Below are 24761 nucleotides of genomic sequence, written 5' to 3'. Positions count from 1 at the left end.
ACTTCCTAAATTAGGTACGGCGCTTCAGCGCTTGTGGCCAGTGTCGAGCTTGCGTTCCAAGTGCATGGAATAGCGCGACATACCAAAACAGAAAATCCAGAACACCAGGGCCGCGAACACGTAGCCTTCAGTGGCCATGCCCAGCCATTTGGGGTCGGCGGCGGCTTGCTTGACGCTGTTGAGCAGGTCGAACAGCCCGATGATGATCACCAGACTGGTGTCCTTGAACAGCGCGATGAAGGTGTTGACGATGCCCGGAATCACCAGCTTCAGGGCTTGCGGCAGAATCACCAGGCCCATGCTGCGCCAGTAACCGAGGCCCATCGCCGCGGCCGCTTCGTATTGGCCCTTTGGAATCGCCTGCAGACCGCCACGCACCACTTCGGCGACGTAGGCCGACTGGAACAGGATCACCCCGATCAGTGCCCGCAGCAGCTTGTCGAAGTTCATGCCTTCGGGCAGGAACAGCGGCAGCATCACCGAGGACATGAACAGCACCGTGATCAACGGCACGCCGCGCCAGAACTCGATGAAGGTCACGCAGACCACGCGAATCGCCGGCATGTTCGAGCGCCGCCCCAACGCCAGGACGATCCCCAGCGGCAAGGCGCCGGCAATGCCGACGGTGGCGATCACCAGGGTCAGCATCAGGCCGCCCCACTGACTGGTCGCTACTTGTGTCAGGCCGAACACGCCGCCGTGCAACAGGCACCAGGCGATGATCGGGTAGAGCACCAGGAAGCTCAGGCCGTAGATGGCTTTGCGCGGGAAACGCGAGATGAACAGCGGCGCCACGCCGAGTACCGCCAGCCACACCGTCAGGTCGACACGCCAGCGCAGTTCCGGCGGGTAGTAACCGTACATGAACTGGCCGAAGCGCTGCTGGATGAACACCCAGCAGGCGCCCTCCTTCGTACAGTCGGCGCGAGTGGTGCCGACCCAGTTGGCGTCAAGGATCGCCCACTGCAGGATCGGCGGCACGACCAGGTAGATCAGGTAGAACGCGAACAGGGTCAGCAGGGTGTTGAGCCAACTGGAGAACATGTTTGCGCGCATCCACGCCACGATGCCGATGCTGCTGCTCGGCGGTGGCATGTCAGGTTTGAAAGTATGAGTGCTCATGCGCTTTTCCTTACCGCTCGATCAGCGCAATGCGCTTGTTGTACCAGTTCATCAGCAGGGAAATGCTGATACTGATCGCCAGGTACACGCTCATGGTGATGGCAATCACCTCGATCGCCTGCCCGGTCTGGTTCAGCACCGTACCGGCAAACAACGAGACCATCTCCGGATAACCGATACCGGCTGCCAGCGAGGAGTTTTTCGCCAGGTTCAGGTATTGGCTGGTCAGCGGCGGAATGATCACGCGCAGGGCTTGCGGGATGATCACCTTGCGCAGCGTCGGACCGTTGCGCAGTCCCAACGAGTGAGCGGCCTCGGTCTGGCCGTGGCTCACCGACTTGATCCCGGAACGCACGATCTCGGCGATGAACGCCGCGGTGTACACGGTCAAGGCCAGGGTCAGGGCCAGCAGTTCCGGGATCAGTACCCAACCACCGACGAAGTTGAAACCCTTGAGCTCCGGTTTTTCCCAGTGCACCGGCGCGCCGAACACCAGGGAGCACAACGCCGGAATCACCAGCATCAACGCCAGGCCGGTCCAGAACTTGTGGAAGGGCACACCGGTTGCTTCGAAGCGACGGTTAGCCCAGCGGTTCATCAGCACCACAGCGACGATCGCCACCAGGACGCTCACGGCGAACGGCCAGAATCCCTCAGCCATTTTCGCCGCTGGCATGTTCAGGCCACGGGCGCTGACAAAGAAGGTGTCGCCGAAGTTGTGGCTGTTGCGCGGCCCCGGCATGGTCAGGAATACCGCGAAGTACCAGAACAGGATCTGCAGCAGCGGCGGAATATTGCGGAAGACTTCCACATAGACGGTCGCCAGCTTGGCGATGATCCAGTTCTTCGACAGGCGCGCGACGCCGACGATGAAACCGAGGATTGTCGCCAGGATCACGCCGATGAAAGTCACCAGCAGGGTGTTGAGCAAGCCGATGACGAACACCCGGGCATAGCTGTCCGATTCGGTGTAGTCGATCAGGTGCTGGGCGATGCCGAAACCGGCACTGCGCTCGAGAAAGTCGAAGCCGGAGGTGATGCCCCGGTGCTGCAGGTTGGTCTGGGTGTTATCGAACAGATACCAGCCCATGGAGACCACCGCCACGATGGTGATGATCTGGAATAGCCACGCACGCACTTTTGGATCGCTGAGGCTGAACCTCTGCTTTGGTGCGCCGATAGAATTTTGCATGAAGTGCCCCGCAAAGAATGGAACAGAACATCACCCGGCGGTTGGCCCGCCGGGTGATAGAACCATCAGCGCACTGGTGGTGCGTACTGAATGCCGCCGTTGTTCCACAGCGCGTTCAGGCCGCGGTCGATTTCCAGTGGAGTGCTTTTGCCGAGGTTTTTCTCGAACACTTCACCGTAGTTGCCGACCTGTTTGACGATCTGCACGACCCAGTCTTTCTTCACTTTCAGGTCTTTGCCGTACTCGCCGTCGCTACCCAGCAAACGGGCGACGTCCGGGTTCTTGGTGCTCTTGGCTTCAGCCTCGACGTTCTTCGACGTGATGCCCGCCTCTTCGGCGTTGAGCATGGCGTAGCCCACCCAGCGCACGATGGCCAGCCACTCGTCGTCGCCATTACGTACGACCGGGCCCAGTGGTTCCTTGGAAATGGTTTCCGGCAGGACCACGTAGTCTTTCGGCGCGGCCAACTTGCTGCGCTGGGCGAACAGTTGCGACTTGTCGGAGGTCAGCACGTCGCAACGACCGGATTCCAGCGACTTGGCGCTTTCATCGGAGGTGTCGAAGGTGATCGGGGTGTACTTCAGGCCATTGCCGCGGAAGTAGTCGGAAACGTTCAGCTCGGTGGTGGTACCGGCCTGGATGCAGATGGTTGCGCCATCCAGTTCCTTGGCACTTTTCACGCCCAGCTTGTTGTTCACCAGGAAGCCGATGCCGTCGTAATAGGTAATGAAGCCCGGGAATTTCAGGCCCATGCCCGCGTCACGGGAGCTGGTCATGGTGGTGTTGCGCGACAGCAGATCGATCTCACCGGATTGCAGCGCAGTGAAGCGCTCCTTGGCGTTCAACTGACTGAATTTGACCTTGGTCGCGTCGCCGAACACTGCAGCGGCTACCGCACGGCAGACGTCAGCATCGATACCGACGATCTTGCCGGTGGAGTCTGGAACCGAGAAGCCTGGCAGGCCATCGCTGACACCGCACTGTACGAAACCTTTCTTTTGCACCGCATCCAGGGTTGCGCCCGCCTGGGCAAACCCGCTGACGCCGAGTACTGCGGCCGCAGTCACGACTGCCAGGGTGGATTTCAACATCTTCATTCAAACCTCCAGTTTTGCTCTTGTTGTGTCGGAGCTTGAGTCCTGCCGCACCCTTATGAGGCGCTGTTGACCCGTGTTGGCTTGTTATAGGGTCAAGCGGCGTCAGACTTTCGCTATGAGTCTAGTAGGAGAAAATCCACATAATGGAAAACTCACTTCTCACCAATCGGCCGAACGGGCTGTAGCCCTTTCCTGTCTGCCCAGCCCGTAGCGGCCTGTGGCGAACGTCCATCACCGGATTTTTTGCATTCCCGTCGCCGACGTTAGCCTGATAGTGTTACCGCCAGGCGCAGGATTGATTGCACGGGATTCCCCATAGCAAGGCCCGTACCACACTGCTCGCTAAAGCGATTCAGCGTGAGGTCAAGAGCAAAACTTGCAACCGTGCGACATCTTCTTAACTGATCGACCGAACGTGCACCTCAGCCCCGCACCGAATGCGGGCGCACGCACAAGACTGGAGCAAACATGAGCGAGCCCTTGATTCTTCACCCTGCCAAGGCCGAAGACGCCTGCGTCATCTGGCTGCATGGCCTGGGCGCCGACCGCTTCGACTTCTTGCCGGTGGCCGAAGCCCTGCAGGAAACCCTGCAAACCACGCGCTTCGTCCTGCCCCAGGCGCCGACCCGCGCCGTGACCATCAATGGCGGCTACGAGATGCCGAGCTGGTACGACATCCTGGCCATGAGTCCGGCCCGGGCAATCGACCGCGAACAACTGGAAGCTTCCGCCGATCGCGTCATCGAACTGATCGAACAACAGCGCGCCAGCGGAATAGACGCTTCGCGGATTTTCCTCGCGGGCTTTTCCCAGGGCGGCGCCGTGGTCCTGCACACGGCATTTCTTAAATGGCAGGGAGCATTGGGCGGTGTCCTGGCCCTCTCCACCTATGCCCCGACTTTCAGCGAGACACTCGAACTGTCGGCCAGCCAGCAGCGGATTCCGGTGCTGTGCCTGCACGGCCAGTACGACGACGTGGTGCAGAACTCGATGGGCCGTAGCGCCTACGAGCACCTGAAGAACCGTGGTGTCACCGTGACATGGCAGGAATACCCAATGGGGCACGAAGTGTTACCCGAGGAAATTCGCGACATTGGCACCTGGCTTGCCGACCGTTTGCGCTGATACCGGCACATCTGTGTCGCCGTATGACCAACGTACTACGCCGCGCCCGTTTCTTGCATTACACTGGCCGGCGTACATTCCTTAACCAATTAATGAGATGACCGTGCTCAAAGCACTCAAGAAAATGTTCGGTAAAAGCGAGGCTGAGCAGCTCGCGCCCAGCTCCAGCGCCCCCACTCCTGCTACCAGCCACCGCACCGACGGTCATCAGCCTGGTCTAACCGCAGCGGGCAGCGCAGCGAAAATCGAGCCGGTGAACACACCTGCCATCGAAACGCCCCCGGGCCCCGTACGCAGCGAAACGCCGAAACCGCGTCGCCCCCGTGCACCAAAACCGCCGGTAGTGACCTGGAAACTCGAAGACTTCGTGGTCGAACCCCAGGAAGGCAAAACCCGCTTTCACGACTTCAAGCTGGCCCCGGAATTGATGCATGCCATCCAGGACCTGGGCTTCCCGTACTGCACGCCAATCCAGGCGCAAGTACTGGGCTTCACCCTGGCCGGCAAGGACGCCATCGGTCGCGCCCAGACCGGCACCGGCAAAACCGCCGCGTTCCTGGTGTCGATCATCACCCAACTGCTGCAAACCCCGCCGCCGAAAGAGCGCTACATGGGCGAGCCACGGGCGTTGATCATCGCGCCGACCCGCGAGCTGGTGGTGCAGATCGCCAAAGACGCAGCCGACCTGACCAAGTACACCGGCCTCAACGTCATGACCTTCGTTGGCGGCATGGATTTCGACAAGCAGCTCAAGCACCTTGAAGCCCGCCATTGCGACATCCTCGTCGCCACGCCGGGCCGCCTGCTGGACTTCAACCAGCGCGGCGACGTGCACCTGGACATGGTCGAAGTGATGGTGCTGGACGAAGCCGACCGGATGCTCGACATGGGTTTCATCCCACAAGTGCGTCAGATCATTCGCCAGACTCCGCCGAAAAGCGAACGCCAGACCCTGCTGTTCTCCGCCACCTTCACTGAAGACGTGATGAACCTGGCGAAGCAGTGGACCACCGATCCGGCCATCGTCGAAATCGAAGTGGCCAACGTCGCCAACGAAAACGTCGAGCAGCACATCTACGCGGTGGCCGGCGCCGACAAATACAAACTGCTCTACAACCTGGTCAACGACAACGGTTGGGAGCGGGTCATCGTGTTTGCCAACCGCAAGGACGAAGTACGCCGCATCGAAGAACGCCTGGTGCGCGACGGCATCAATGCGGCGCAGTTGTCTGGCGACGTGCCACAGCACAAGCGCATCAAGACCCTCGAAGGTTTCCGCGAAGGCAAGATCCGCGTGCTGGTGGCCACCGATGTGGCCGGCCGCGGCATTCACATCGACGGCATCAGCCACGTGATTAACTTCACCCTGCCGGAAGTGCCGGACGACTACGTGCACCGTATTGGCCGTACCGGTCGCGCAGGCGCTGACGGTGTGTCCATCAGCTTCGCCGGTGAAGACGACTCCTACCAGCTACCGTCTATCGAAGAGCTGCTGGGCCGCAAGATCAGTTGCGAAACCCCGCCAACCCATCTGCTGCGGCCTGTAGAGCGCAAACGCCCGTAAGATAGGTTCACGATTAAAGAAGCGCACCCGGCCACGGACTGCGCTTTTTTTACGCCCGGATATTGCCAAATAGATGAATAAGTCCACAATGGACAAATTAGTTTAGTTGCGACTTCATGGAGTCCCTGCATGTCCAGCACCCCTTTAGTGATCGCCCAAGCCCAGGCCCGCGAACTGCTCGCCCGGGTCGACGTACCGCAGATCCTGCGCAAGCTGTTTCGAGACCTGGCGGCTGGCCAAGCCGTGCAACCGGCCCAGCAACTGGTGGAGTTCCCCCAGGGTGCCGGCGACTTCATCAACTACTTGGGAGTGCTGGCCGAGGACGGCGTGTACGGAATCAAGACCTCGCCTTACATCGTCCGCGAGCAGAGCCCGCTGGTCAGTGCCTGGACCTTGCTGATGTCGATGCACACCGGCCAGCCCCTGCTGCTGTGCGATGCCGGCGAACTGACCACCGCGCGCACGGCGGCGACAACGGCGGTGGCGGTCGATGCACTGGCCCCGCAGCAGGCGACACGACTGGCGATCATCGGCCGCGGCAAGGTCGCCCAGGCGCACCTGTATTACGTCCGAGGCCTGCGCGACTGGCAGAGCATCAGCCTGTACTCGCCGAACCTGGCCGACGACGCTGAGACCATCGCCCTGCTGAAAGCCATCGAGCCACGCGTGAACATCGCCAGCAGCCGCGAGACTGCCGTCGCCGATGCCGACGTGATCATGCTCTGCACCTCCTCCGCAGGCCCGGTGATTGACCCCGCCGAGTTGAGCAAACCGGCTCTGATCACCTCCATCAGCACCAATGCCCCGCACGCCCACGAAGTGCCACCGCACAGCCTCAAGGACATGCAGGTGTTCTGCGACTACCGCCTGACCACACCGGGCTCGGCTGGCGAAATGCTGATCGCCAGTGAGCAGCATGGCTGGAACCCGACGGCAATCCTCGGCGATTTGCCTGACCTGATCAGTGGCAAGGTGCAGCGTCCGGACTACGAGCGCCATGTGTTCTTCCGCTCGATCGGTCTGGGCCTGGAAGACATTGCGCTGGCCAATGCCATTTACCCGTTGGCGCACTGACAGGAGCCGTTCATGCCCCAGGCAGACTTCATCATCATCGGCGGGGGTATCGCCGGTGCCTCCACCGGTTTCTGGCTGTCCCGGCATGGTCGGGTGATCGTGCTCGAGCGCGAGTCTCACCCCGGCTATCACTCGACCGGACGCTCGGCGGCGCTCTACACAGCAGCCTACGGCACGCCACAGGTGCGCGCCCTGACCCAGGCCAGCCGCGAATTCTTCGATGCGCCGCCGCCAGGCTTCTGCGAACACCCGTTGCTGACCCCGCGCGGCGAGATGACCGTCGACTTCAGCAATGACCCGGCCGAGCTCAACAACCAATACCTGAGCGCCAAAGCCACCGTGCCGCAGATGCAATTGCTCAGTGCCGACGAAGCCTGCACGCGCCTGCCCATCCTGCGTCGGGAAAAAGTCTTCGGCGCGCTCTACGATCCCACCGCGACCGACATCGACACCGATGCGTTGCATCAGGGCTACCTGCGCGGCATCCGGCGCAACCAGGGCGAAGTGCACACCGACAGCGAAGTACTCGGCCTGACACGCGATGCCACCGGCCACTGGCAAGTGCAAACTGCCACGCAGACCTTCAGCGCACCGATCATCATCAATGCCGCCGGTGCCTGGGCCGACAAGCTCGGTGAATTGGCAGGCGCCCGCCCGCTGGGCCTGCAACCCAAGCGCCGCGCCGCATTTATTTTTGCCGGGCCGGAAGGCATGGACATCCACAATTGGCCGATGCTGGTCAGCCTCGACGAGTCCTTCTACATGAAGCCCGACGCCGGGATGTTCCTCGGCTCACCGGCCAACGCCGACCCGGTCGAACCCCATGACGTGCAGCCGGAAGAGTTGGACATCGCCATGGGCATCTACCAGATCGAAGAGGCCACCACCCTGACCATCCGCCGCCCGACCCGCACCTGGGCCGGCCTGCGCAGCTTTGTCGCCGACGGCGACTTGATCAGCGGCTTCGATCCACAGGTGCCCGGGTTGTTCTGGGTTGCCGCACAAGGCGGCTATGGCATCCAGACCTCACCCGCCATGGGGCAGGCCAGCGCCGCGCTGGTTCGCGGCGAGACTCTTCCTCAGCACCTGTGCGAATTCGGCCTCAGCGCTGAAATGCTCTCGCCTTCACGCCTCGGCTGACACCCGACCCCGTTTGCGGCAAACTTCCTGCGCCCCTCGTCCACGGGGCGCCGATTGCCTGGAGCACCACCGATGACCCCACCTCTACCCGATCCTGCACTGGATAACTTCCGGGCGATCGCCGACGCCATCGCCACGCTGTTTTTCCCCCATGCCGAGGTGGTGCTGCACGACCTGCGTACGCAGAAGATCGACTACATCGCCAACAACCTGTCCAAGCGCGAAATTGGTGACGATGCCGCACTGGAAGACATGCTCAGTGACGAGGTCAGCGAGCGCAACATCGGCCCGTACGAAAAGCTCAACTGGGATGGACAGAAGATTCGCAGCCTCAGCAGTGTCCTGCGCGACAGCCAGGGCCACCCGCTGGCCGTGCTGTGCATCAACCTGAACATTTCCCTGTTCGAAAATGCCAAGGCCGCACTGGACCTGTTTCTCTCGCCGAGCAAACTGATCCCGCAACCCGACGCGCTGTTCCGCGATGACTGGCAGGAACGCATCAACACCTTCCTGCACAACTGGCTGCGGGAGCGGCAATTGGGCTTGAACGTGCTGACCCGCGAACACAAGCGCGAGCTGGTGCTGGCCTTGCACGCCGAAGGCGCCTTCAAGGGTAAAAGCGCGTCAAACTACGTGGCCAATGTGCTGAACATGGGGCGGGCGACGGTGTACAAGCATTTGAAGGAGTTGAAGGGCTGAAGATTTTCCGCGATTGATCTGGCCTCATCGTCGGAGCGAGCCGGCTCCGGGCGGCGCTCCGACGATGTTGATTAATCAATCGCCGTAGATATCAGACTTGAAATACTTCTCGGAAATCTTCAGGTACTCGCCATCCGCGCGAATCGCATCGATGGCGCTGTTCAGTTGGCTGACCAGCTCGGCATTGCCCTTGCGCACCGCAATCCCGGCGCCCTCGCCCACGTATTTCGGGTCCTTGAGTTCTGGCCCGACAAAGGCATAGCCCTTGCCACGAGGCATCGACAGGAAATCGTTGAGGGGGATGGTGTCGGCAAAGATCGCGTCGAGACGCCCGGCCGCCAGGTCCATGTAGATCTCTTCGTTGTTGCTGTAGCGCTTGACGTTGATGCCCTTGGGCTCGAACACCTCGGTGGCATAACGATCGGTGGTGGTGGCGCGCTGCACGCCGACGGTCTTGCCCTTGAGGCTGGCGTACTGATCATCCACCGTCGCGCCTTCCTTCATCACCAGCCGCGATGAGGTGAAGTAGTACTTGTGGGTGAAATCCACCGACTTCTTGCGATCGTCGTTGATGGTCATGGACGACAGCGCCATGTCGATTTTCTTCACTTTCAGCGACGGAATCAGACCGTCGAACTCGCCCTCGACCCACACACACTTGACCTTCATCTCGGCGCACAAGGCATTACCGATGTCGTAGTCGAAACCGACGATCTCGCCCTTGTCGGTTTTCGAGGCGAACGGTGGGTAGGCGGCTTCGATGCCGATACGCAGGGTTTTCTCGGCGGCGAACACTGAGCTGCACGCGAGCAGGCTCAGGGCCAGACCGGTGATGAGGGGGAATTTCTTCATGTTGGTTTTCTCGCGAGTTGTTGTTGGTTTGGCAAGAGAGAAGAAAGCGTCAATCGGTGGAGCCTTTTTTGTACTTATAATTCCATACTGGACTTTTATGTATTTGGCGTCAATCGGGCAAATGCAGGCTGGGCCGGCCGGTGGTCGGGTGGGCAGTCATTGAGGATTTTTGTGGGGCATAGGCCGCCATCGCGAGCAGGCTCGCTCCCACAGGGTACGGAGTACACCAACCCAATGTGGGAGCGAGCCTGCTCGCGAAGAGGCCAGCAGTGGCGATAAAGAAACGCCAGACTTACTGCTTCCAGCGATCCGCCGCCGCATGATCACTGTCACGCCCTTCCACCCAGCGCGGGCCATCACTGGTGGTTTCTTTCTTCCAGAACGGCGCGCGGGTCTTCAGGTAGTCCATGACAAAGGCGCAGGCGTCGAATGCCGCCTGGCGGTGGGCGCTGGTGGCGCCGACAAACACGATGGGCTCGCCCGGCTCGAGCGCGCCGATGCGGTGCAGCACTTCGAGCTTGAGCAGCGGCCAGCGCTGCTCGGCTTCAACGGCGATTTTGCCCAGGGCTTTTTCGGTCATGCCCGGATAATGTTCGAGGAACATGCCGGCGACATCGAGGCCATCGTTGAAGTCGCGCACATAGCCGACAAAACTCACCACCGCACCGACGCCGACATTGGCGTCGTGCAGTGCATTGACTTCAGCTCCCGGATCGAACGCCGCCGATTGCACGCGGATGGCCATGGTTCAGCCCCCGGTCACGGTCGGAAAGAACGCCACTTCGTCGCCATCGCTGAGCGGCTCGTCCAGTTGGCAAAGGTCTTCATTGCGTGCGCACATCAGGTTCTGCTCGCTCAGCACCTCGGCACCCTCACGCTGGGCCAGCAGAGCACGAACATCGTCGACTGTGGCGAATTCACCCTCGACCCGCTCTGAATCCTTACCCAAGACTTCGCGGTAACGGGCAAAGTATTTGACTGTCACTTTCATTGCTCGTCCGCCTGATAATGCCCGCTCTTGCCGCCGAGTTTCTCCAGCAAGCGCACGTTCTCGATGACCATGCCGCGGTCCACCGCCTTGCACATGTCGTAAATGGTCAGCGCCGCGACGCTGGCGGCGGTCAGGGCTTCCATTTCCACGCCGGTCTGCCCTGACAGCTTGCAGCGGGCGGTGATATGCACGGTGTCGAGCCCTTCGGCGTTCAGCTCGACCTTGACCCCGGTCAGCAGCAACGGGTGGCACAGCGGGATCAGATCCGAGGTTTTCTTAGCCGCCTGAATCCCGGCGATGCGCGCCACGGCAAACACATCACCCTTGGGGTGGCCGCCGCTGACGATCATTTGCAGGGTTTCGGGGAGCATGCGCACGCGCGCTTCGGCCGTGGCTTCACGGAACGTCACGGATTTTTCGGTGACGTCGACCATATTGGCGCGACCTTGGGAATCGAGATGAGTCAGCACAGGGTTACTCCTGATCAGGAGTCCCGATTGTAAACCTGCCGGTCAGAATTAAGCACCCTTGTTTGTAGGGTTATCCGTCACACAGAAAAAACCGGGCGGCTTTCGAGGCCGCCCGGTGTGTGTGAAAAGTTACAGATGAGATTCGGCGTATTCGGCCAGAATCGAACGCGGCACCCCTTGCAGGGTGATGTGCACCCCGTTGGGGAAATCCTTGAAGCGTTCAGTCAGGTAGGTCAGCCCGGAGCTGGTCGCGGACAGGTAAGGGGTGTCGATCTGCGCCAGGTTGCCCAGGCACACCACTTTGGAACCGGCGCCGGCACGGGTGATGATGGTTTTCATCTGGTGCGGGGTGAGGTTCTGGCATTCGTCGATCAGGATCAGGCTTTGCTGGAAGCTGCGGCCCCGGATGTAGTTGAGGGATTTGAATTGCAGTGGCACTTTGCTAAGGATGTAGTCGACGCTGCCATGGGTGCTTTCGTCGTCCATGTGCAAGGCTTCGAGGTTGTCGGTGATGGCGCCCAGCCAAGGCTCCATTTTTTCCGCCTCGGTGCCCGGCAGGAAGCCGATTTCCTGGTCCAGACCCTGCACGCTACGGGTCGCGATGATGCGCCGGTAACGCTTGCTGACCATGGTCTGCTCGATAGCGGCTGCCAGCGCGAGGATGGTTTTGCCGGAACCGGCGGCGCCTGACAGGTTGACCAGGTGGATGTCCGGATCGAGCAAGGCATACAGCGCCAGGCTCTGGTAGATGTCACGCGGTTTCAGGCCCCAGGCTTCCTGGTGCAACAGGGGTTCCTGATGCAGGTCGAGGATCAGCAGCTTGGCGTCTTCGATCTCCTTGATCCAGCCGACAAAGCCCTGCTCATCGATGATGAATTCGTTGATGTGCACTGCCGGCAGGTTGTCGATCAGTTGCACCTGGTGCCAGGTGCGACCATGGTCCTGGCGGGTCTCCACCTTGCTCACGCGATCCCAGAAGGAACCGCTCATGTTGTGGTAGCCGTTGGGCAGCAGCGAGACGTCGTCGACCAATTGGTCGGTGCTGTAGTCCTCGGCCGCGATCCCGCAGGCGCGGGCCTTGAGACGCATGTTGATGTCTTTGGTGACCAGCACCACGGGCAGCTTGGGCTCCCGGGCATGCAGGTCGATCAACTGGTTGATGATGATGTTGTCGTTCAGGTGCTCGGGCAGAATGATATTCGGCTCGGCGCGCTTGCTCATCAGAATCGACAGCAAGCCTTTTGGACCGCCTTTGCCACGCTGGATCGGCACACCCAGTTCAACGTCTTCCGGTGACGCCTCGCCCAGGGTCTTGTCGATCAGGCGAATAGCCTGACGGCATTCGGCCGCGACGCTGTGATGCCCACTCTTGAGCTTGTCCAGCTCCTCAAGCACGGTCATGGGGATGGCGACGTGGTGTTCTTCGAAGTTCAGAAGCGCGTTTGGATCGTGAATCAATACGTTGGTATCGAGTACATAAAGGATTGGCTGGTTGGAAGAAGGGCTACGTCCGTGATCATCCATACTCGGTCACCTTTGTGGGAGCCAGTCGACGCAATACCGTGACAGTGCTGCGCCTCGAAGTGGCCACCGAATTCCCCGGGGGGGCGTCCGGAGAATTGCACACAAGCGGGTCTTGGAAGACGCCACCTGTGCTGCAGGTTTCGGCGGTCTGTCTTCGTAATACTCCAAAACCCATGACAGGAAAAAGCACTTTGACACTTTTTTGATATTTATTTTTCACAGCGCTAAAAAGCGCTTGGCGGGTGACTCACGCACCGTTAAAGTCGTAAGTCCGCCTGCAGCGAATTCTTCGCAAAAATCACCCCAAAGCCAATGTTTACGGGGTTTTGGCGTTTCAACGAAACGCGTCCTGACAATCTTCCCAACCGATCCCGCTTTGCGCCGTTTGCGCCATCAACCAAGGCAATGCCGTGGTGACCGCATCTTGCCGGCTATTGAAGTTGATCACCCCGTGGCGCCATAACAGCATCAGCGTCAGCACCCGCTGCGCACTGGCCTCACCGCTCATCTGGCGGTTGCTGTCCTGCGGGTCGATGTCCCACAGCGCCACTTGCAGCCCTTGCGCCTTGAAGAAGCTCGCCCCCTCGGCCCGACGCTGACCATTGGGCGGCCGGAACAGCGGGACGAAGTTCTCCGGCAGTCTGTTCTTCACCAGGTCGACACTGCGGGTGATCGAATACTGCCAATCCTGCCAATGACTGTGAGCACGAAACTCCCAACCCATGACGCCGACGCACTGCCCGGCATACAGTTCCTGCAACTGCGCTACAGAGCCCTGGGCCAGGCGGGTTTGGATTTCGCTGCCAAGAACGAAGAAAGTGCCCGTCAGTTTTGCCTCACGCAGGTACTCGCCCAGCCAGGCACTGTGATCCGGTATCAGGTTGGCGCCACTGTCAAAACTGAGGACAAACAGCCGGTCATTCAGTTGCTCACCGTTGCGCTCGTGATCACCGAGCAATTCAACTTCGCTGCTGGTTTGTGGCAGCAGCGCGGCCTTGCGCAACTGTTCGTCCAGATAGCGCTCATGGAACTGCCGACTCGGCTCGGCCCAACGGGCGTAATAGGAGTTTTCGCCGAGTTCGAACTTGCCCGCCTGCTCGCGCAGGGTGTCGCGGTCCTCCACCAGGAAGCAGAAGGAGGCATCCTGATCGCAGCTTTGCTGGGCAAAGTTATAGTTGGCCAGCAAGCGCTGCCACATCCGTTCCCGCAGGCGGTTGATCGCGTCGAGGTTGATCATCCGCAGCCCCAGACGCTGCTTCAAGGCAGCCTCATCCAGCGCCTCACTGGCAAGCAGCGCCCGGGCGAACGTCAGAATCTCCGCCCGCGAAGCAACATCGAACAGTGTCGGATTTGACAGCTGTTCCGGCCAGGTACTGCGGTCCAGCGTTGCCGGCCCCACAGGCGCGGCGGTGGCCGCAAGGCTGAACAGACAGGCCGCAAACAGTAAAGCGCTACGCACAGGGATGACTCCTCGGAAAACCCGCGCGGCACTATAGCCGATTCGCCGCCCGCCTCCTCCATTGCGCACACCGCCGATCAGCTATGAACCCGATAGCTGGAGTCCAGCCGCCCAACCCCCTAGAATCCCCGCACGTTCAAAGGAGACGACTTCATGCTGATGGTGATTTCCCCCGCCAAGACCCTCGATTATGAAACACCGCCGGCCACCCAGCGCTTCACCCAGCCTCAGTACCTGGACCACTCCCAGGAGCTTATCCAGCAATTGCGCGAACTGACGCCGGCGCAGATCAGCGAGCTGATGCACGTTTCCGACAAGATCGGTGGACTCAACGCCGCGCGCTTCGGCAGCTGGACCCCGGCCTTCACCCAGGACAACGCCAAACAGGCGCTGCTGGCCTTCAAAGGCGACGTCTACACCGGTATGAACGCCCAGACCTTCAGCGAAGCCGACTTCGACTACGCGCAACAGCACCTGCGCATGCTCTCCGGCCTTTACGGCCTGCTGCGCCCGCTGGACCTGATGCAACCATACCGCCTGGAAATGGGCACCAAGCTGGCCAATGCCCGGGGCAAGGATCTGTATGCCTTCTGGGGCACGCAGATCAGCGAATGGCTGAACGAGGCCCTGGCCGAGCAAGGCGACGATGTGTTGCTGAACCTGGCGTCCAATGAGTACTTCTCGGCCGTCAAGCGCAACGCCCTGAACGCTCGGATCATCAACACCGAGTTCAAGGACCTGAAGAACGGCCAATACAAAATCATCAGCTTTTACGCGAAAAAAGCCCGGGGCCTGATGAGCCGTTTCGTCATCCAGGAACGCATCAACGACCCGGCAGCCCTCACCGGCTTTGACCTGCAGGGCTATCGCTACAGCGCGGAGCAGTCGAAACCCGACAACCTGGTGTTCTTGCGCGACCACGCACCGGAATAAGGCAAAAAGGGCGCACGACAGCCTCGGCTGTTGATGCGCCAACACCCTCGTTGACTCCCGCCAAATACGTCGCTTTCATGACGTCAAAAAACCACCCCCACATTCCGCTAACTTTAATTTCACTCGACAGGGGTGATTTTTTTCACTAGTGGCACCGATTTTTTTGTTCGGTAGTGGCACAAAACTATCCTCCCTTATTAGCTCCCCATATATAAAGGGCCAAACGGTAAGTGCTATCAATTTGAGAGCAGTGCCATCTTTGGCTATATTTCAAGAGATTTCAAAAATCAGGATGAGTGGCCATGAACTATCTGAAAATGCGCCGCTCATACCACCGGTAACGATTCTTCACGAATACGTAGGAGATGACTTACGAAAAGCAACCGCCCTATAACCAAGTTGTCACATTGAACTTGATCATGGGCAGCAGTGCTTGGGGATAACAGCGAATGGCGGAACATTCCTTCACTTCGCGCTCCCCCATAAGACCGGCGTCTCGCCCCCCGAACCGTGCTCACACGAGCACCAGGCGCCTGCACCACAGCCTCCTCAGCGGGGGTTTGGCTGCCTATCAGGGCGGGCTGGGACAAACGGTCATAGTTACGCACAACTTGAGTGCACTTATTTAGCCACTCGCAATTGAACATGCCACTACGGGTAGTTTTGCGCCTGCGGGAAAGTTGCGAGTGCAGTTCGCCCCATGAACTTCATTAACTTCGGCCATTTAATGGCGTGATAAACACAGAGGTAATTGCGATGCGCATCAGCATATTTGGTTTGGGTTATGTCGGCGCAGTCTGTGCCGGTTGCCTGTCGGCCCGCGGTCATGACGTTGTGGGTGTCGATGTGGCCAAGGACAAGATCGACATGATCAATGCCGGGCGTTCGCCGATCGTCGAGCCGGGCCTGGGCGAGTTGCTCGCCCAGGGCATCGAGACCGGGCGCCTGCGCGGTACCACCAACTTCGCCGAAGCGATCCGCGATACCGACCTGTCGATGATCTGCGTCGGCACGCCGAGCAAGAAAAACGGCGACCTGGAACTCAACTACATCGAAGCGGTATGCCGCGAAATCGGCTTCGTGCTGCGCGACAAGACCACCCGCCACACCATCGTCGTACGCAGCACCGTGCTGCCGGGCACTGTGGCCAACGTGGTAATCCCGATTCTCGAGGACTGCTCGGGCAAGAAAGCCGGCGTCGATTTCGGCGTGGCGGTGAACCCGGAGTTCCTGCGCGAAAGTACCGCCATCGCCGACTACGACCAGCCACCGATGACCGTTATCGGCGAATTCGACAAGGCCTCGGGTGACGTCCTGCAATCGCTGTACGAAGAACTCGACGCACCGATCATCCGCAAGGACATCGCCGTTGCCGAAATGATCAAGTACACCTGCAACGTCTGGCATGCCACCAAAGTGACCTTCGCCAACGAGATCGGCAACATCGCCAAGGCCGTCGGGGTCGATGGCCGTGAAGTGATGGACGTGGTCTGCCAGGACAAGACCCTCAACCTCTCCCAGTACTACATGCGCCCCGGCTTCGCCTTTGGCGGTTCCTGCCTGCCGAAAGACGTACGCGCCCTGACCTACCGCGCCGGTTCCCTGGACGTCGAGGCGCCGCTGCTCAACTCGCTGATGCGCAGCAACGAGTCGCAGGTGCAGAACGCTTTCGACATAGTCTCCAGCCATGACAAGCGCAAGGTCGCCCTGCTCGGCCTGAGCTTCAAGGCCGGCACCGACGACCTGCGCGAAAGTCCGCTGGTTGACCTCGCGGAAATGCTCATCGGCAAAGGCTTCGACCTGAGCATCTACGACAGCAACGTCGAGTACGCCCGGGTGCATGGCGCCAACAAGGACTACATCGAGTCGAAGATCCCCCACGTTTCGTCCTTGCTCAACTCGGACTTCGACGAAGTGATCAACAACTCTGACGTGATCATCCTCGGCAACCGCGACGAGAAGTTCCGCAGCCTGGCGCACACCGTCCCTCACGGCAAACAGGTGATCGACCTGGTCGGCTTCATGGCCAAGGCCACCAACCCGGCTGCGCGCACGGAAGGGATTTGCTGGTAAGGCGGCAGATCCGGGACACACCGCAACCACTTCGCGGTTGATCGCGAGCAGGCTCGCCCCCACAGGGCCCTGCTTGCTCGCGATGGCGTCGCACGCCACACCGGCGTCGTTCGCCAGCCTTAACCCCATCGGGCGGCCCCGCCGGCGCGCCCGAGATCGAGACGGATGCAGATTATGCACAGGCTAAAGCACGGCCTACTCCAGGCCGCCGGTTGGCTGCTGTTTTTATGTTTACTGATGGGCCTCGCCCTGGCGTTGCCCGCGTCCACCTTCGACTCCGAGTCGAAGGACTTTATTTTCCTGATTGGCGCCGTGGGCATCTGGCGCTACTCGATGGGTGCCACGCACTTCCTGCGCGGCATGCTGTTTCTCTACGTGGTCTACCCGCACCTGCGGCGCAAGGTGCGCAAACTGGGCAAGGCGGCTGACCCGTCCCATGTGTTCCTGATGGTCACCAGCTTTCGCATCGACGCGCTGACCACCGCCCAGGTCTATTGCTCGGTGATCCGCGAAGCCATCGAATGTGGCTTCCCGACCACAGTGGTGTGCTCGATCGTGGAAATGTCCGATGAGCTGCTGGTGAAAAGCCTGTGGGCAAAAATGAATCCGCCGAACCACGTCAAACTGGATTTCGTGCGCATCCCCGGCACCGGCAAGCGTGATGGCCTGGCCTTCGGCTTCCGCGCCATCTCCCGCCATCTGCCGGACGACCGCGCCGTGGTCGCCGTGATCGATGGCGACACCGTGCTCGCCGAAGGCGTGGTGCGCAAGACCGTGCCCTGGTTCCAGCTGTTCGACAACGTCGGCGGCCTGACCACCAACGAATTCTGCGAAGTGCGTGGCGGCTACATCATGAGCGAGTGGCACAAGCTGCGCTTCGCCCAGCGCCACATCAACATGTGCTCGATGGCCTTGTCCAAGCGCGTGCTGACCATGACCGGGCGCATGTCGGTATTCCGCGCCAGCGTGGTGACCAACCCGGAATTCATCGCCGACGTGGAAAGCGACTCGCTGCAGCACTGGCGCCTGGGCCGCTTCAAGTTTCTCACCGGCGACGACAAGTCCAGCTGGTTCAGCCTGATGCGCCTGGGCTACGACACCTTCTACGTGCCGGATGCGGCGATCAACACGGTGGAGCACCCGCCGGAAAAGAGCTTTATCAAGGCCAGTCGCAAACTGATGTTCCGCTGGTACGGCAACAACCTGCGGCAGAACTCCCGCGCCCTCGGCCTGGGGATCAAGCGCCTGGGCCTGTTCACCTCGGTGGTGCTGTTCGACCAGCGCGTGTCGATGTGGACGTCGCTGCTGGGCCTGACCGTGGCAATCATCGCCAGCTTCAAGTACGGCACCGCGTTCATCCTGGTCTATCTGCTGTGGATCGGCATCACTCGGCTGATCCTGACCCTATTGCTGTCGTGCTCCGGGCACCGGATCGGCCCGGCCTACCCGGCCATCCTCTATTACAACCAGATCGTTGGCGCGCTGGTGAAGATCTACGTGTTCTTCCGCCTCGACCAACAGTCCTGGACGCGCCAACCCACTGCTCTGTCCCGTGATCTCGCCAGCTTTCAACGTTGGTTCAACACCTGGTCGTCTCGGACCATGACCTTCTCCGCCGGCAGCATTTTTGTCGCCGCACTGCTGCTGATGGTCTGACCCACCTTGCCTGAATTAACTAGGAAATCGCCCCCTATGAATACCGCCGTGAATGTCAACGTAGTGCATGAATCCGAAGCCCAACGCCAACACGCCCGGGTCAAGATCCCGGCCAAGCTGCGTTTCTTCGGTCCGGACCGCACGCCCGTCGAGGCGCGCCTGATCGACCTGTCGGCGGGTGGCCTGAGCTTCAATGGCGGGCAGATCCCATTCAAGGTCGGCGAAGTGAAAAAGGGCCGGTTGCAGTTCCTCATCGACAACCTCGGCCTGGCCATGGACGTCGAGTTGATGGTGCGCTCCTGGGACCAGCAAACCGGCCGTGTCGGCTGCCAATTCCAGAACCTCGAACCGCAGGACATTTCCACCCTGCGCCACCTGATCACCTCGCACCTGTCCGGCGACATCGTGACCATGGGTGACGTGCTGGCGACCCTGCAACGGGACAACTTCACCAAGGCGCGCAAGAACAAGGACGGCGGCACCGGCATGACCGCTTTCGGCCGTCTGCGTGCGGTGACCTTCAGCGCCGGCATTTTCATCGTCGGCCTGGCTGCGTTCGGCTTCATTCTCAAATCGGTGTACGGCATGTACTTCGTCAGCCACGCCCAGGCCGGTCTGGTCAGCGTGCCGGGAATGAACGTCACCATGCCCCGCGACGGCACCGTGCAAAGCCTGATCCAGACCGACGGCGTGGCCGCCAAGGGCGCGCCGCTGGCGACCTTCAGCACCAGCATGCTCGACGTGCTCAAGGGTCATCTGGACGAAGACCAGTTGCAGCCAGCCAAGGTCGAAGAACTGTTTGGCAAACAAATGACCGGCACCCTCACCTCGCCTTGCGACTGCATCGTGGCGCAGCAGATGGTTGCCGACGGTCAGTACGCCAGCAAGGGCGACGTGATCTTCCAACTGGTGCCGCGCAACAGCGAGGCCAATGTCGAGGCGCGCTTCTCCTATCGCCAGTTCGCCGACGTCCGTCCCGGCACTGCCGTGAGCTTCCAGGTGGCCGGCGACGACAGTGTGCGCAGCGGCAAGATCGTCAGCAGTACCAGCCTCAACAGCGCCGACCTGTCCTCCGACATTCGCGTGCAGATTAAACCGGATGAAGCCCTCGACAGCGCTCTCGCCGGGCGTCCGGTGGAAGTGAACAGCGATCGTGGCCCGAACCTGAGCTGGCTGATCGACAAAGCCATGGCCAATGGTCTTTAAGTCGAGGAAATGCCTGTGACTACTCCACTCCTCAATACACGACGGACCCTGTGGGAGCTGGCTTGCCAGCGATTGAGTCCATGCGGTGTGTCTGACTCATCGCATCGCGAGCAGGCTCGCTCCTACAGGGGTCATTATGTGTGTGGGCTGGCTTTGGCGGTGAGTCTTGCCGGTTGCGCCGGCCTGCCTGATCAACGCCTGGCCAATGAAGCACTGAAGCGCGGCGACACCACGACTGCGGCGGCGAACTATCAGCAACTGGCGGACCTCGGCTACAGCGAAGCCCAGGTCGGTCTGGCTGATATCCAGGTCGACAGCCGCGACCCGGCGCAGATGCAAAAGGCCGAGGCCACTTACCGCGCTGCCGCCAGCGTTTCACCGCGGGCCCAGGCGCGCCTTGGTCGCCTGCTGGTGGCCAAGCCGGGTGCCAGCGAAGCCGAGCGCCACGAGGCCGAAACCCTGCTGAAAAAAGCCTCTGCCAGTGGTGAAGGCAACACCCTGATCCCGCTGGCGATGCTCTACCTGCAATACCCGCAGAGTTTCCCCAACATCAACGCCCAGCAGCAGATCAGCCAATGGCGCAGCGCCGGTTATCCGGAGGCCGGCCTGGCCCAGGTGCTGCTGTATCGCACCCAGGGCACTTACGACCAGCACCTGGACGACGTCGAGAAGATTTGCAAGGCCGCCCTCAACAGCACCGACATCTGCTACGCCGAATTGGCCACGGTCTACCAGAAACGTGCCCAACCCGAACAACAGGCCGAGCTGCTCAAGCAGTTGCAGGCCAGCTTCAGTCGCGGCGCCGTCTCGGCCCAACGCGTCGACAGCGTGGCGCGGGTGCTCGGCGATGCCAGCCTCGGCCAGCCGGATGAAAAAACCGCACAAGCCATGCTCGAAAAAATCGCCCCCGGCTATCCGGCGTCCTGGGTCAGCCTCGCTCAGTTGCTCTACGACTTCCCCGAACTGGGCGACGTCGACACCCTGATGAAGTACCTGGAGAACGGTCGCGCCGCCGACCAGCCACGGGCCGAGCTGTTGCTGGGCAAGCTGTACTACGAAGGCAAATGGGTGCCGGCCGACGCCAAGGTCGCCGAGGCGCATTTGCAGAAAGCCGTGGGCAAGGAAGTTGCCGCCGACTACTACCTGGGTCAGATCTATCGCCGTGGTTACCTCGGCCAGGTCTACTCACAGAAAGCCGTCGACCACCTGCTGACCGCTGCACGCAATGGCCAGAACAGCGCCGACTTCGCCCTCGCCCAGCTGTTCTCCCAAGGCAAGGGCACCAAGCCCAACCCGCTTAACGCCTATGTCTTCAGCCAACTGGCGAAGGCCCAGGACACCCCGCAGGCCAACGAGCTGGCGCAGACCCTCGAAGCCCAGCTGCCGCCAGCACAACTGGCCGAAGCGCAACGCCTGCTGCAACAGGAACAGGCGACGCGCGGCGCCGTGAGCCAGAACCCGATCAGCGCCCAGGCCCTGCAAGAACAAGATGGTGAGGAATCCCTATGAAGTTGAATCCCTTTGTGAAGGCCGGCATTGGCCTGAGCTTCGCCCTGCTGTGGTCGTGCCCGACATTGGCGGCGATGACTGAGACCAAGAACTTCGGCCTCGACGTGAAGATCACCGGCCAATCCGAAGACGACCGCGACCTTGGCACCGCCAGGGGTGGCGACGTCAACGGCGTCGGCCTCGACCTGCGTCCGTGGGTGTACGGCGAAAGCGGCAACTGGAGCGCCTACGCCATGGGTCAGGCCGTGACCTCCACCGACATCATCGAAACCGACACCCTGCAGCAGTCCGACACCGAAGGCAGCCAGAGTAGCAACGACGACGGCCGCAAGAGCAAGAAGAACTACCTGGCCATGCGCGAATTCTGGGTCGGCTACAGCGGCCTGACGCCCTACCCCGGCGAGATCCTCAAGCTCGGTCGCCAACGCCTGCGCAACGATGACGGGCAATGGCGCGACACCAACATCGAAGCCCTTAACTGGACCTTCGACACCACCCTGCTGAAAGCCAATGTCGGGGTCGCCGAGCGCTTCAGCGAGTACCGCACCGACCTCACCGAGCTATCGCCGCAAGACAAGGACCGCCTGCATATCTTCGGCGACATCGCCACCCAGTGGACTCCGGGGCAATGGGTCGGCCTGCGCGCCCACCACACCCACGACAACGGCAAGCTCGACTACCCGACGCCCGGCGAAGCGCCAGAAGCCACCGATAAAAAACAGAACGGCGACCTCAGCTGGGTCGGCCTGGAGGCCAACAGCGACGCTTACAACTGGCGCAACACCAACACCGTCAATTACTGGGCCAGCCTCACCGGCATGAGCGGCGACCGCGACACGGTCAATCCGCTGAACGCCGATGGCAGCCAGCCGGCGCAAGCCAAGCGCAGCGGCGACGTCGACGGCTGGGCCACCGACCTCGGCGTGCGTTTGCGCCTCGATCCGAAGTGGCAGGTCGGCGCCGCCTATGCCCGCGCCAGTGCCGACTACGAGCAGAACGGCTTGCAAAGTAACCGCTCGAACTACACCGGCACCCGCGCCCGGGTCCATCGTTTCGGCGAGGCCTTCCGTGGCGAAATGAACAACATGCAGAGCGCCACCCTGTTCGGCTCCTGGATGATCCAGGACGACTACGACGCCAGCCTGGTCTACCACAAATTCTGGCGCGTCGACGGCAACAAGCCGGTCGGCAGCAATGGCATCAACGCCGTCGACAACAACTACGACGACGTCACCGGCGCCCTACTCTCCAGCACTTCTTTGCCGCTGGAAGACGGCAACAAAGACCTCGGCCAGGAAGTCGACCTGGTGGTCACCAAGTACTTCAAGCAAGGCCTGCTGCCGGCCAGCCTGAGCAAGTCGATCGACGAGCCGGCGGCGCTGGTGCGCTTTCGCGGCGGTGTGTTCAAGCCAGGCGATGCCTACGGCAACCAGGTCGACTCGTACATGCACCGCGCATTCGTCGACGTGATCTGGCGCTTCTGATGCGAGCCGCCAAGGGAGTGCCCCGGATGAACAACCCCGCGATCAGCCTGCTGGCCGCCGCCCTGTTGCTGGCCGCCCATGCCGCCTGCGCCAGCGTCGAGTCGGCCAAGCCGGTGACCATGGCCAAGGAGCTGCAGCAGGCCAAGACCTATACCGTCAGCAGCGCGCCGACCGGGCCGCTGGAATTGGCCCTGCCAAAGCTGCCCGACCTGTCCGGCTACACCGCCGAAGCGGCCGAGGCGAAGATCGTCCGCAGCAAGGCCGGCAAGGTCAGCGTGCGGCGGATGATGCAGGAAGACGCGCTGAAGGACTTTATCGGTGGTGACAACAAGATGGCCGAATGGGTGGTCCGTCAGCACGGCATACCCCAGGCGATCTTCATCGATGACGGTTACCTGAACCTCAAGGACCTGAGCAAGAAGCTGCCCAAGCAGTACTTCAGCGAGACGTCGCCGGGGGTGTTCCTTGCGCGTCTGCCGATCGTGGTCGGGGCCAAGGGCATTCTCGAGATCGACAAGCAGACCCAGGAACTGCGCCTGTCCGAGGAAGCCGGCTCGTTCCTGGTCAACGACGGCCAACTGTTCGTGCGTGACAGCAAGATCACCGGCTGGCGTGAGAAGGACAACGGCCCGGCGAGCTTCCGCTCACCCAAGGACTTCCGCCCGTTCCTGCTGGCCTGGGGCGGCACCCAGACCTACATCGTTAACAGCAAGATGGCCAGTTTCGGCTACGCCAACAGTAAGTCCTACGGGGTGAGTATTTCCCAGTACACGCCGAACATGGCCAAGGTCCTCAAGCGCCCGGAACCGACCGGCTGGATCATCGGTTCGGAGTTCTCCGACATGTGGTACGGCTTCTACTGCTATGAAACCAGCGACTTCGTGGTCAAGGGCAACACCTACAAAGACAACATCGTCTACGGCATCGACCCTCACGACCGCTCTCATCGCCTGATCATCGCCGACAACACCGTCTACGGCACGAAGAAGAAGCACGGCATCATCATTTCCCGTGAGGTCAACGACAGCTTCATCTTCAACAACCGCAGCTACGACAACAAACTCTCGGGGTTGGTGATCGACCGCAACAGCGTCAACAACCTGGTCGCCTACAACGAGATTTACCGCAACCACACCGACGGCATCACCCTCTACGAGAGTGCCGACAACCTGCTGTGGGGCAACAAGGTCATCAGCAACCGCCGCCATGGCATTCGCATTCGTAATAGCGTGAACATTCGCCTGTACGAAAACATCGCCATGGCCAACGGCCTGACCGGCCTCTACGGCCACATCAAGGACCTGTCCGACACCGACCGCGACATCAAGCTCGACCCGTTCGACGCCCAGGTCTCGCTGATCGTGGTCGGCGGTGAGCTGGCGGCCAACGGCAGCGGGCCGATGTCCATCGACTCGCCGTTGAGTATCGAGCTGTATCGGGTGTCGATGCTCGCCCCGACCAAATCCAGTGGCATCAGCTTCTCGGGGATCCTCGGCGAACGCCAGGACGAAATCCTCGACCTGCTGGTGCGCCAGCAAAAAGCCGTGCTGATCGACCCCGTCGAACGCCAGACCGAAATGCGCGACTGAGG

At 61.0% G+C, this 24761-nt stretch carries 21 protein-coding genes; 12 read left to right on the top strand and 9 right to left on the bottom strand.

What is annotated here, in order from left to right:
• Window positions 1–24: 24 nt before the first annotated feature.
• The 3 genes from NR126_RS08200 to NR126_RS08190 form a co-directional block, all read right to left on the bottom strand.
• A complete protein-coding gene (locus NR126_RS08200; protein WP_027618637.1) occupies window positions 25–1122 on the bottom strand; it encodes an amino acid ABC transporter permease in 1098 nt (365 codons plus the stop codon).
• Window positions 1123–1132: 10 nt separating this feature from the next.
• On the bottom strand, window positions 1133–2314 hold the full coding sequence (locus NR126_RS08195; protein ID WP_027618636.1) for an amino acid ABC transporter permease: 1182 nt from the start codon (window positions 2312–2314) through the stop codon (window positions 1133–1135).
• Between the two features lie 65 nt (window positions 2315–2379).
• On the bottom strand, window positions 2380–3411 hold the full coding sequence (locus NR126_RS08190) for an amino acid ABC transporter substrate-binding protein (protein ID WP_027618635.1): 1032 nt from the start codon (window positions 3409–3411) through the stop codon (window positions 2380–2382).
• Window positions 3412–3879: 468 nt separating this feature from the next.
• On the opposite strand from NR126_RS08190, the gene NR126_RS08185 reads away from it, so the two are divergent.
• From NR126_RS08185 to NR126_RS08165, 5 genes are all read left to right on the top strand, one after another.
• The gene (locus NR126_RS08185) at window positions 3880–4536 is read left to right on the top strand and encodes an alpha/beta hydrolase (RefSeq protein WP_256830001.1); all 657 of its coding nucleotides are present in this window, start codon (window positions 3880–3882) and stop codon (window positions 4534–4536) included.
• A gap of 97 nt (window positions 4537–4633) precedes the next feature.
• Complete coding sequence (gene rhlB, locus NR126_RS08180; RefSeq protein ID WP_027618633.1) at window positions 4634–6100, top strand: ATP-dependent RNA helicase RhlB; 1467 nt, start codon at window positions 4634–4636, stop codon at window positions 6098–6100.
• 129 nt (window positions 6101–6229) lie between these two features.
• Window positions 6230–7174, top strand: coding sequence for an ornithine cyclodeaminase family protein (locus NR126_RS08175; RefSeq protein WP_256830000.1), 945 nt, complete (start codon window positions 6230–6232; stop codon window positions 7172–7174).
• A gap of 12 nt (window positions 7175–7186) precedes the next feature.
• Window positions 7187–8314 carry an FAD-binding oxidoreductase gene (locus tag NR126_RS08170; RefSeq protein ID WP_256829999.1) on the top strand — a complete coding sequence of 376 codons (1128 nt, stop codon included), beginning with the start codon at window positions 7187–7189 and terminating at the stop codon, window positions 8312–8314.
• Between the two features lie 72 nt (window positions 8315–8386).
• Complete coding sequence (locus tag NR126_RS08165; RefSeq protein ID WP_027618630.1) at window positions 8387–9013, top strand: transcriptional regulator; 627 nt, start codon at window positions 8387–8389, stop codon at window positions 9011–9013.
• Between the two features lie 75 nt (window positions 9014–9088).
• On the opposite strand, the gene NR126_RS08160 is transcribed toward NR126_RS08165, so the two are convergent.
• The 6 genes from NR126_RS08160 to NR126_RS08135 form a co-directional block, all read right to left on the bottom strand.
• Window positions 9089–9865 (bottom strand): ABC transporter substrate-binding protein, encoded by a 777-nt coding sequence (locus NR126_RS08160; RefSeq protein WP_027618629.1) that lies wholly within the window; start codon window positions 9863–9865, stop codon window positions 9089–9091.
• Window positions 9866–10157: 292 nt separating this feature from the next.
• A complete protein-coding gene (moaE, locus tag NR126_RS08155) occupies window positions 10158–10610 on the bottom strand; it encodes a molybdopterin synthase catalytic subunit MoaE (RefSeq protein ID WP_027618628.1) in 453 nt (150 codons plus the stop codon).
• Between the two features lie 3 nt (window positions 10611–10613).
• Entirely contained in the window at window positions 10614–10856 is a 243-nt protein-coding gene (gene moaD, locus NR126_RS08150; RefSeq protein WP_027618627.1) for a molybdopterin converting factor subunit 1, read from the bottom strand.
• Window positions 10853–11326 (bottom strand): cyclic pyranopterin monophosphate synthase MoaC, encoded by a 474-nt coding sequence (gene moaC, locus NR126_RS08145; protein WP_027618626.1) that lies wholly within the window; start codon window positions 11324–11326, stop codon window positions 10853–10855. The genes moaD and moaC overlap by 4 nt, the downstream gene beginning before the upstream one ends.
• Before the next feature lie 129 nt (window positions 11327–11455).
• Window positions 11456–12850, bottom strand: a complete 1395-nt coding sequence (locus tag NR126_RS08140) for a PhoH family protein (protein ID WP_027618625.1) — start codon at window positions 12848–12850, stop codon at window positions 11456–11458.
• A 334-nt stretch (window positions 12851–13184) separates the two neighbouring features.
• On the bottom strand, window positions 13185–14309 hold the full coding sequence (locus tag NR126_RS08135) for a polysaccharide deacetylase family protein (protein WP_372826035.1): 1125 nt from the start codon (window positions 14307–14309) through the stop codon (window positions 13185–13187).
• A gap of 153 nt (window positions 14310–14462) precedes the next feature.
• Here NR126_RS08135 and yaaA point away from each other — a divergent pair, with 153 nt between their 5' ends.
• The 7 genes from yaaA (at window position 14463) to algG (ending at window position 24759) form a co-directional block, all read left to right on the top strand.
• Window positions 14463–15242 carry a peroxide stress protein YaaA gene (gene yaaA, locus NR126_RS08130; RefSeq protein ID WP_027618623.1) on the top strand — a complete coding sequence of 260 codons (780 nt, stop codon included), beginning with the start codon at window positions 14463–14465 and terminating at the stop codon, window positions 15240–15242.
• Between the two features lie 756 nt (window positions 15243–15998).
• Entirely contained in the window at window positions 15999–17315 is a 1317-nt protein-coding gene (locus tag NR126_RS08125) for a nucleotide sugar dehydrogenase (RefSeq protein WP_027618622.1), read from the top strand.
• Window positions 17316–17489: 174 nt separating this feature from the next.
• Complete coding sequence (gene alg8, locus NR126_RS08120) at window positions 17490–18971, top strand: mannuronan synthase (protein ID WP_371321429.1); 1482 nt, start codon at window positions 17490–17492, stop codon at window positions 18969–18971.
• Between the two features lie 36 nt (window positions 18972–19007).
• Complete coding sequence (locus NR126_RS08115; protein WP_027618620.1) at window positions 19008–20177, top strand: alginate biosynthesis protein Alg44; 1170 nt, start codon at window positions 19008–19010, stop codon at window positions 20175–20177.
• A 15-nt stretch (window positions 20178–20192) separates the two neighbouring features.
• Window positions 20193–21686: an alginate biosynthesis TPR repeat lipoprotein AlgK gene (gene algK, locus NR126_RS08110; protein WP_256829998.1), complete on the top strand. Its 1494-nt coding sequence runs from the start codon at window positions 20193–20195 to the stop codon at window positions 21684–21686.
• Window positions 21683–23170 (top strand): alginate export family protein, encoded by a 1488-nt coding sequence (locus tag NR126_RS08105; RefSeq protein WP_256829997.1) that lies wholly within the window; start codon window positions 21683–21685, stop codon window positions 23168–23170. The genes algK and NR126_RS08105 overlap by 4 nt, the downstream gene beginning before the upstream one ends.
• Window positions 23171–23196: 26 nt before the next feature.
• Complete coding sequence (gene algG, locus NR126_RS08100; RefSeq protein WP_256829996.1) at window positions 23197–24759, top strand: mannuronan 5-epimerase AlgG; 1563 nt, start codon at window positions 23197–23199, stop codon at window positions 24757–24759.
• Window positions 24760–24761 lie beyond the last annotated feature (2 nt).

This window comes from Pseudomonas sp. Pse1 (assembly GCF_024519635.1).
Classification (GTDB): domain Bacteria; phylum Pseudomonadota; class Gammaproteobacteria; order Pseudomonadales; family Pseudomonadaceae; genus Aquipseudomonas.
Note: the sequence above shows the minus strand (reverse complement) of the source record. Positions and strands in the feature narration are given on the sequence as shown.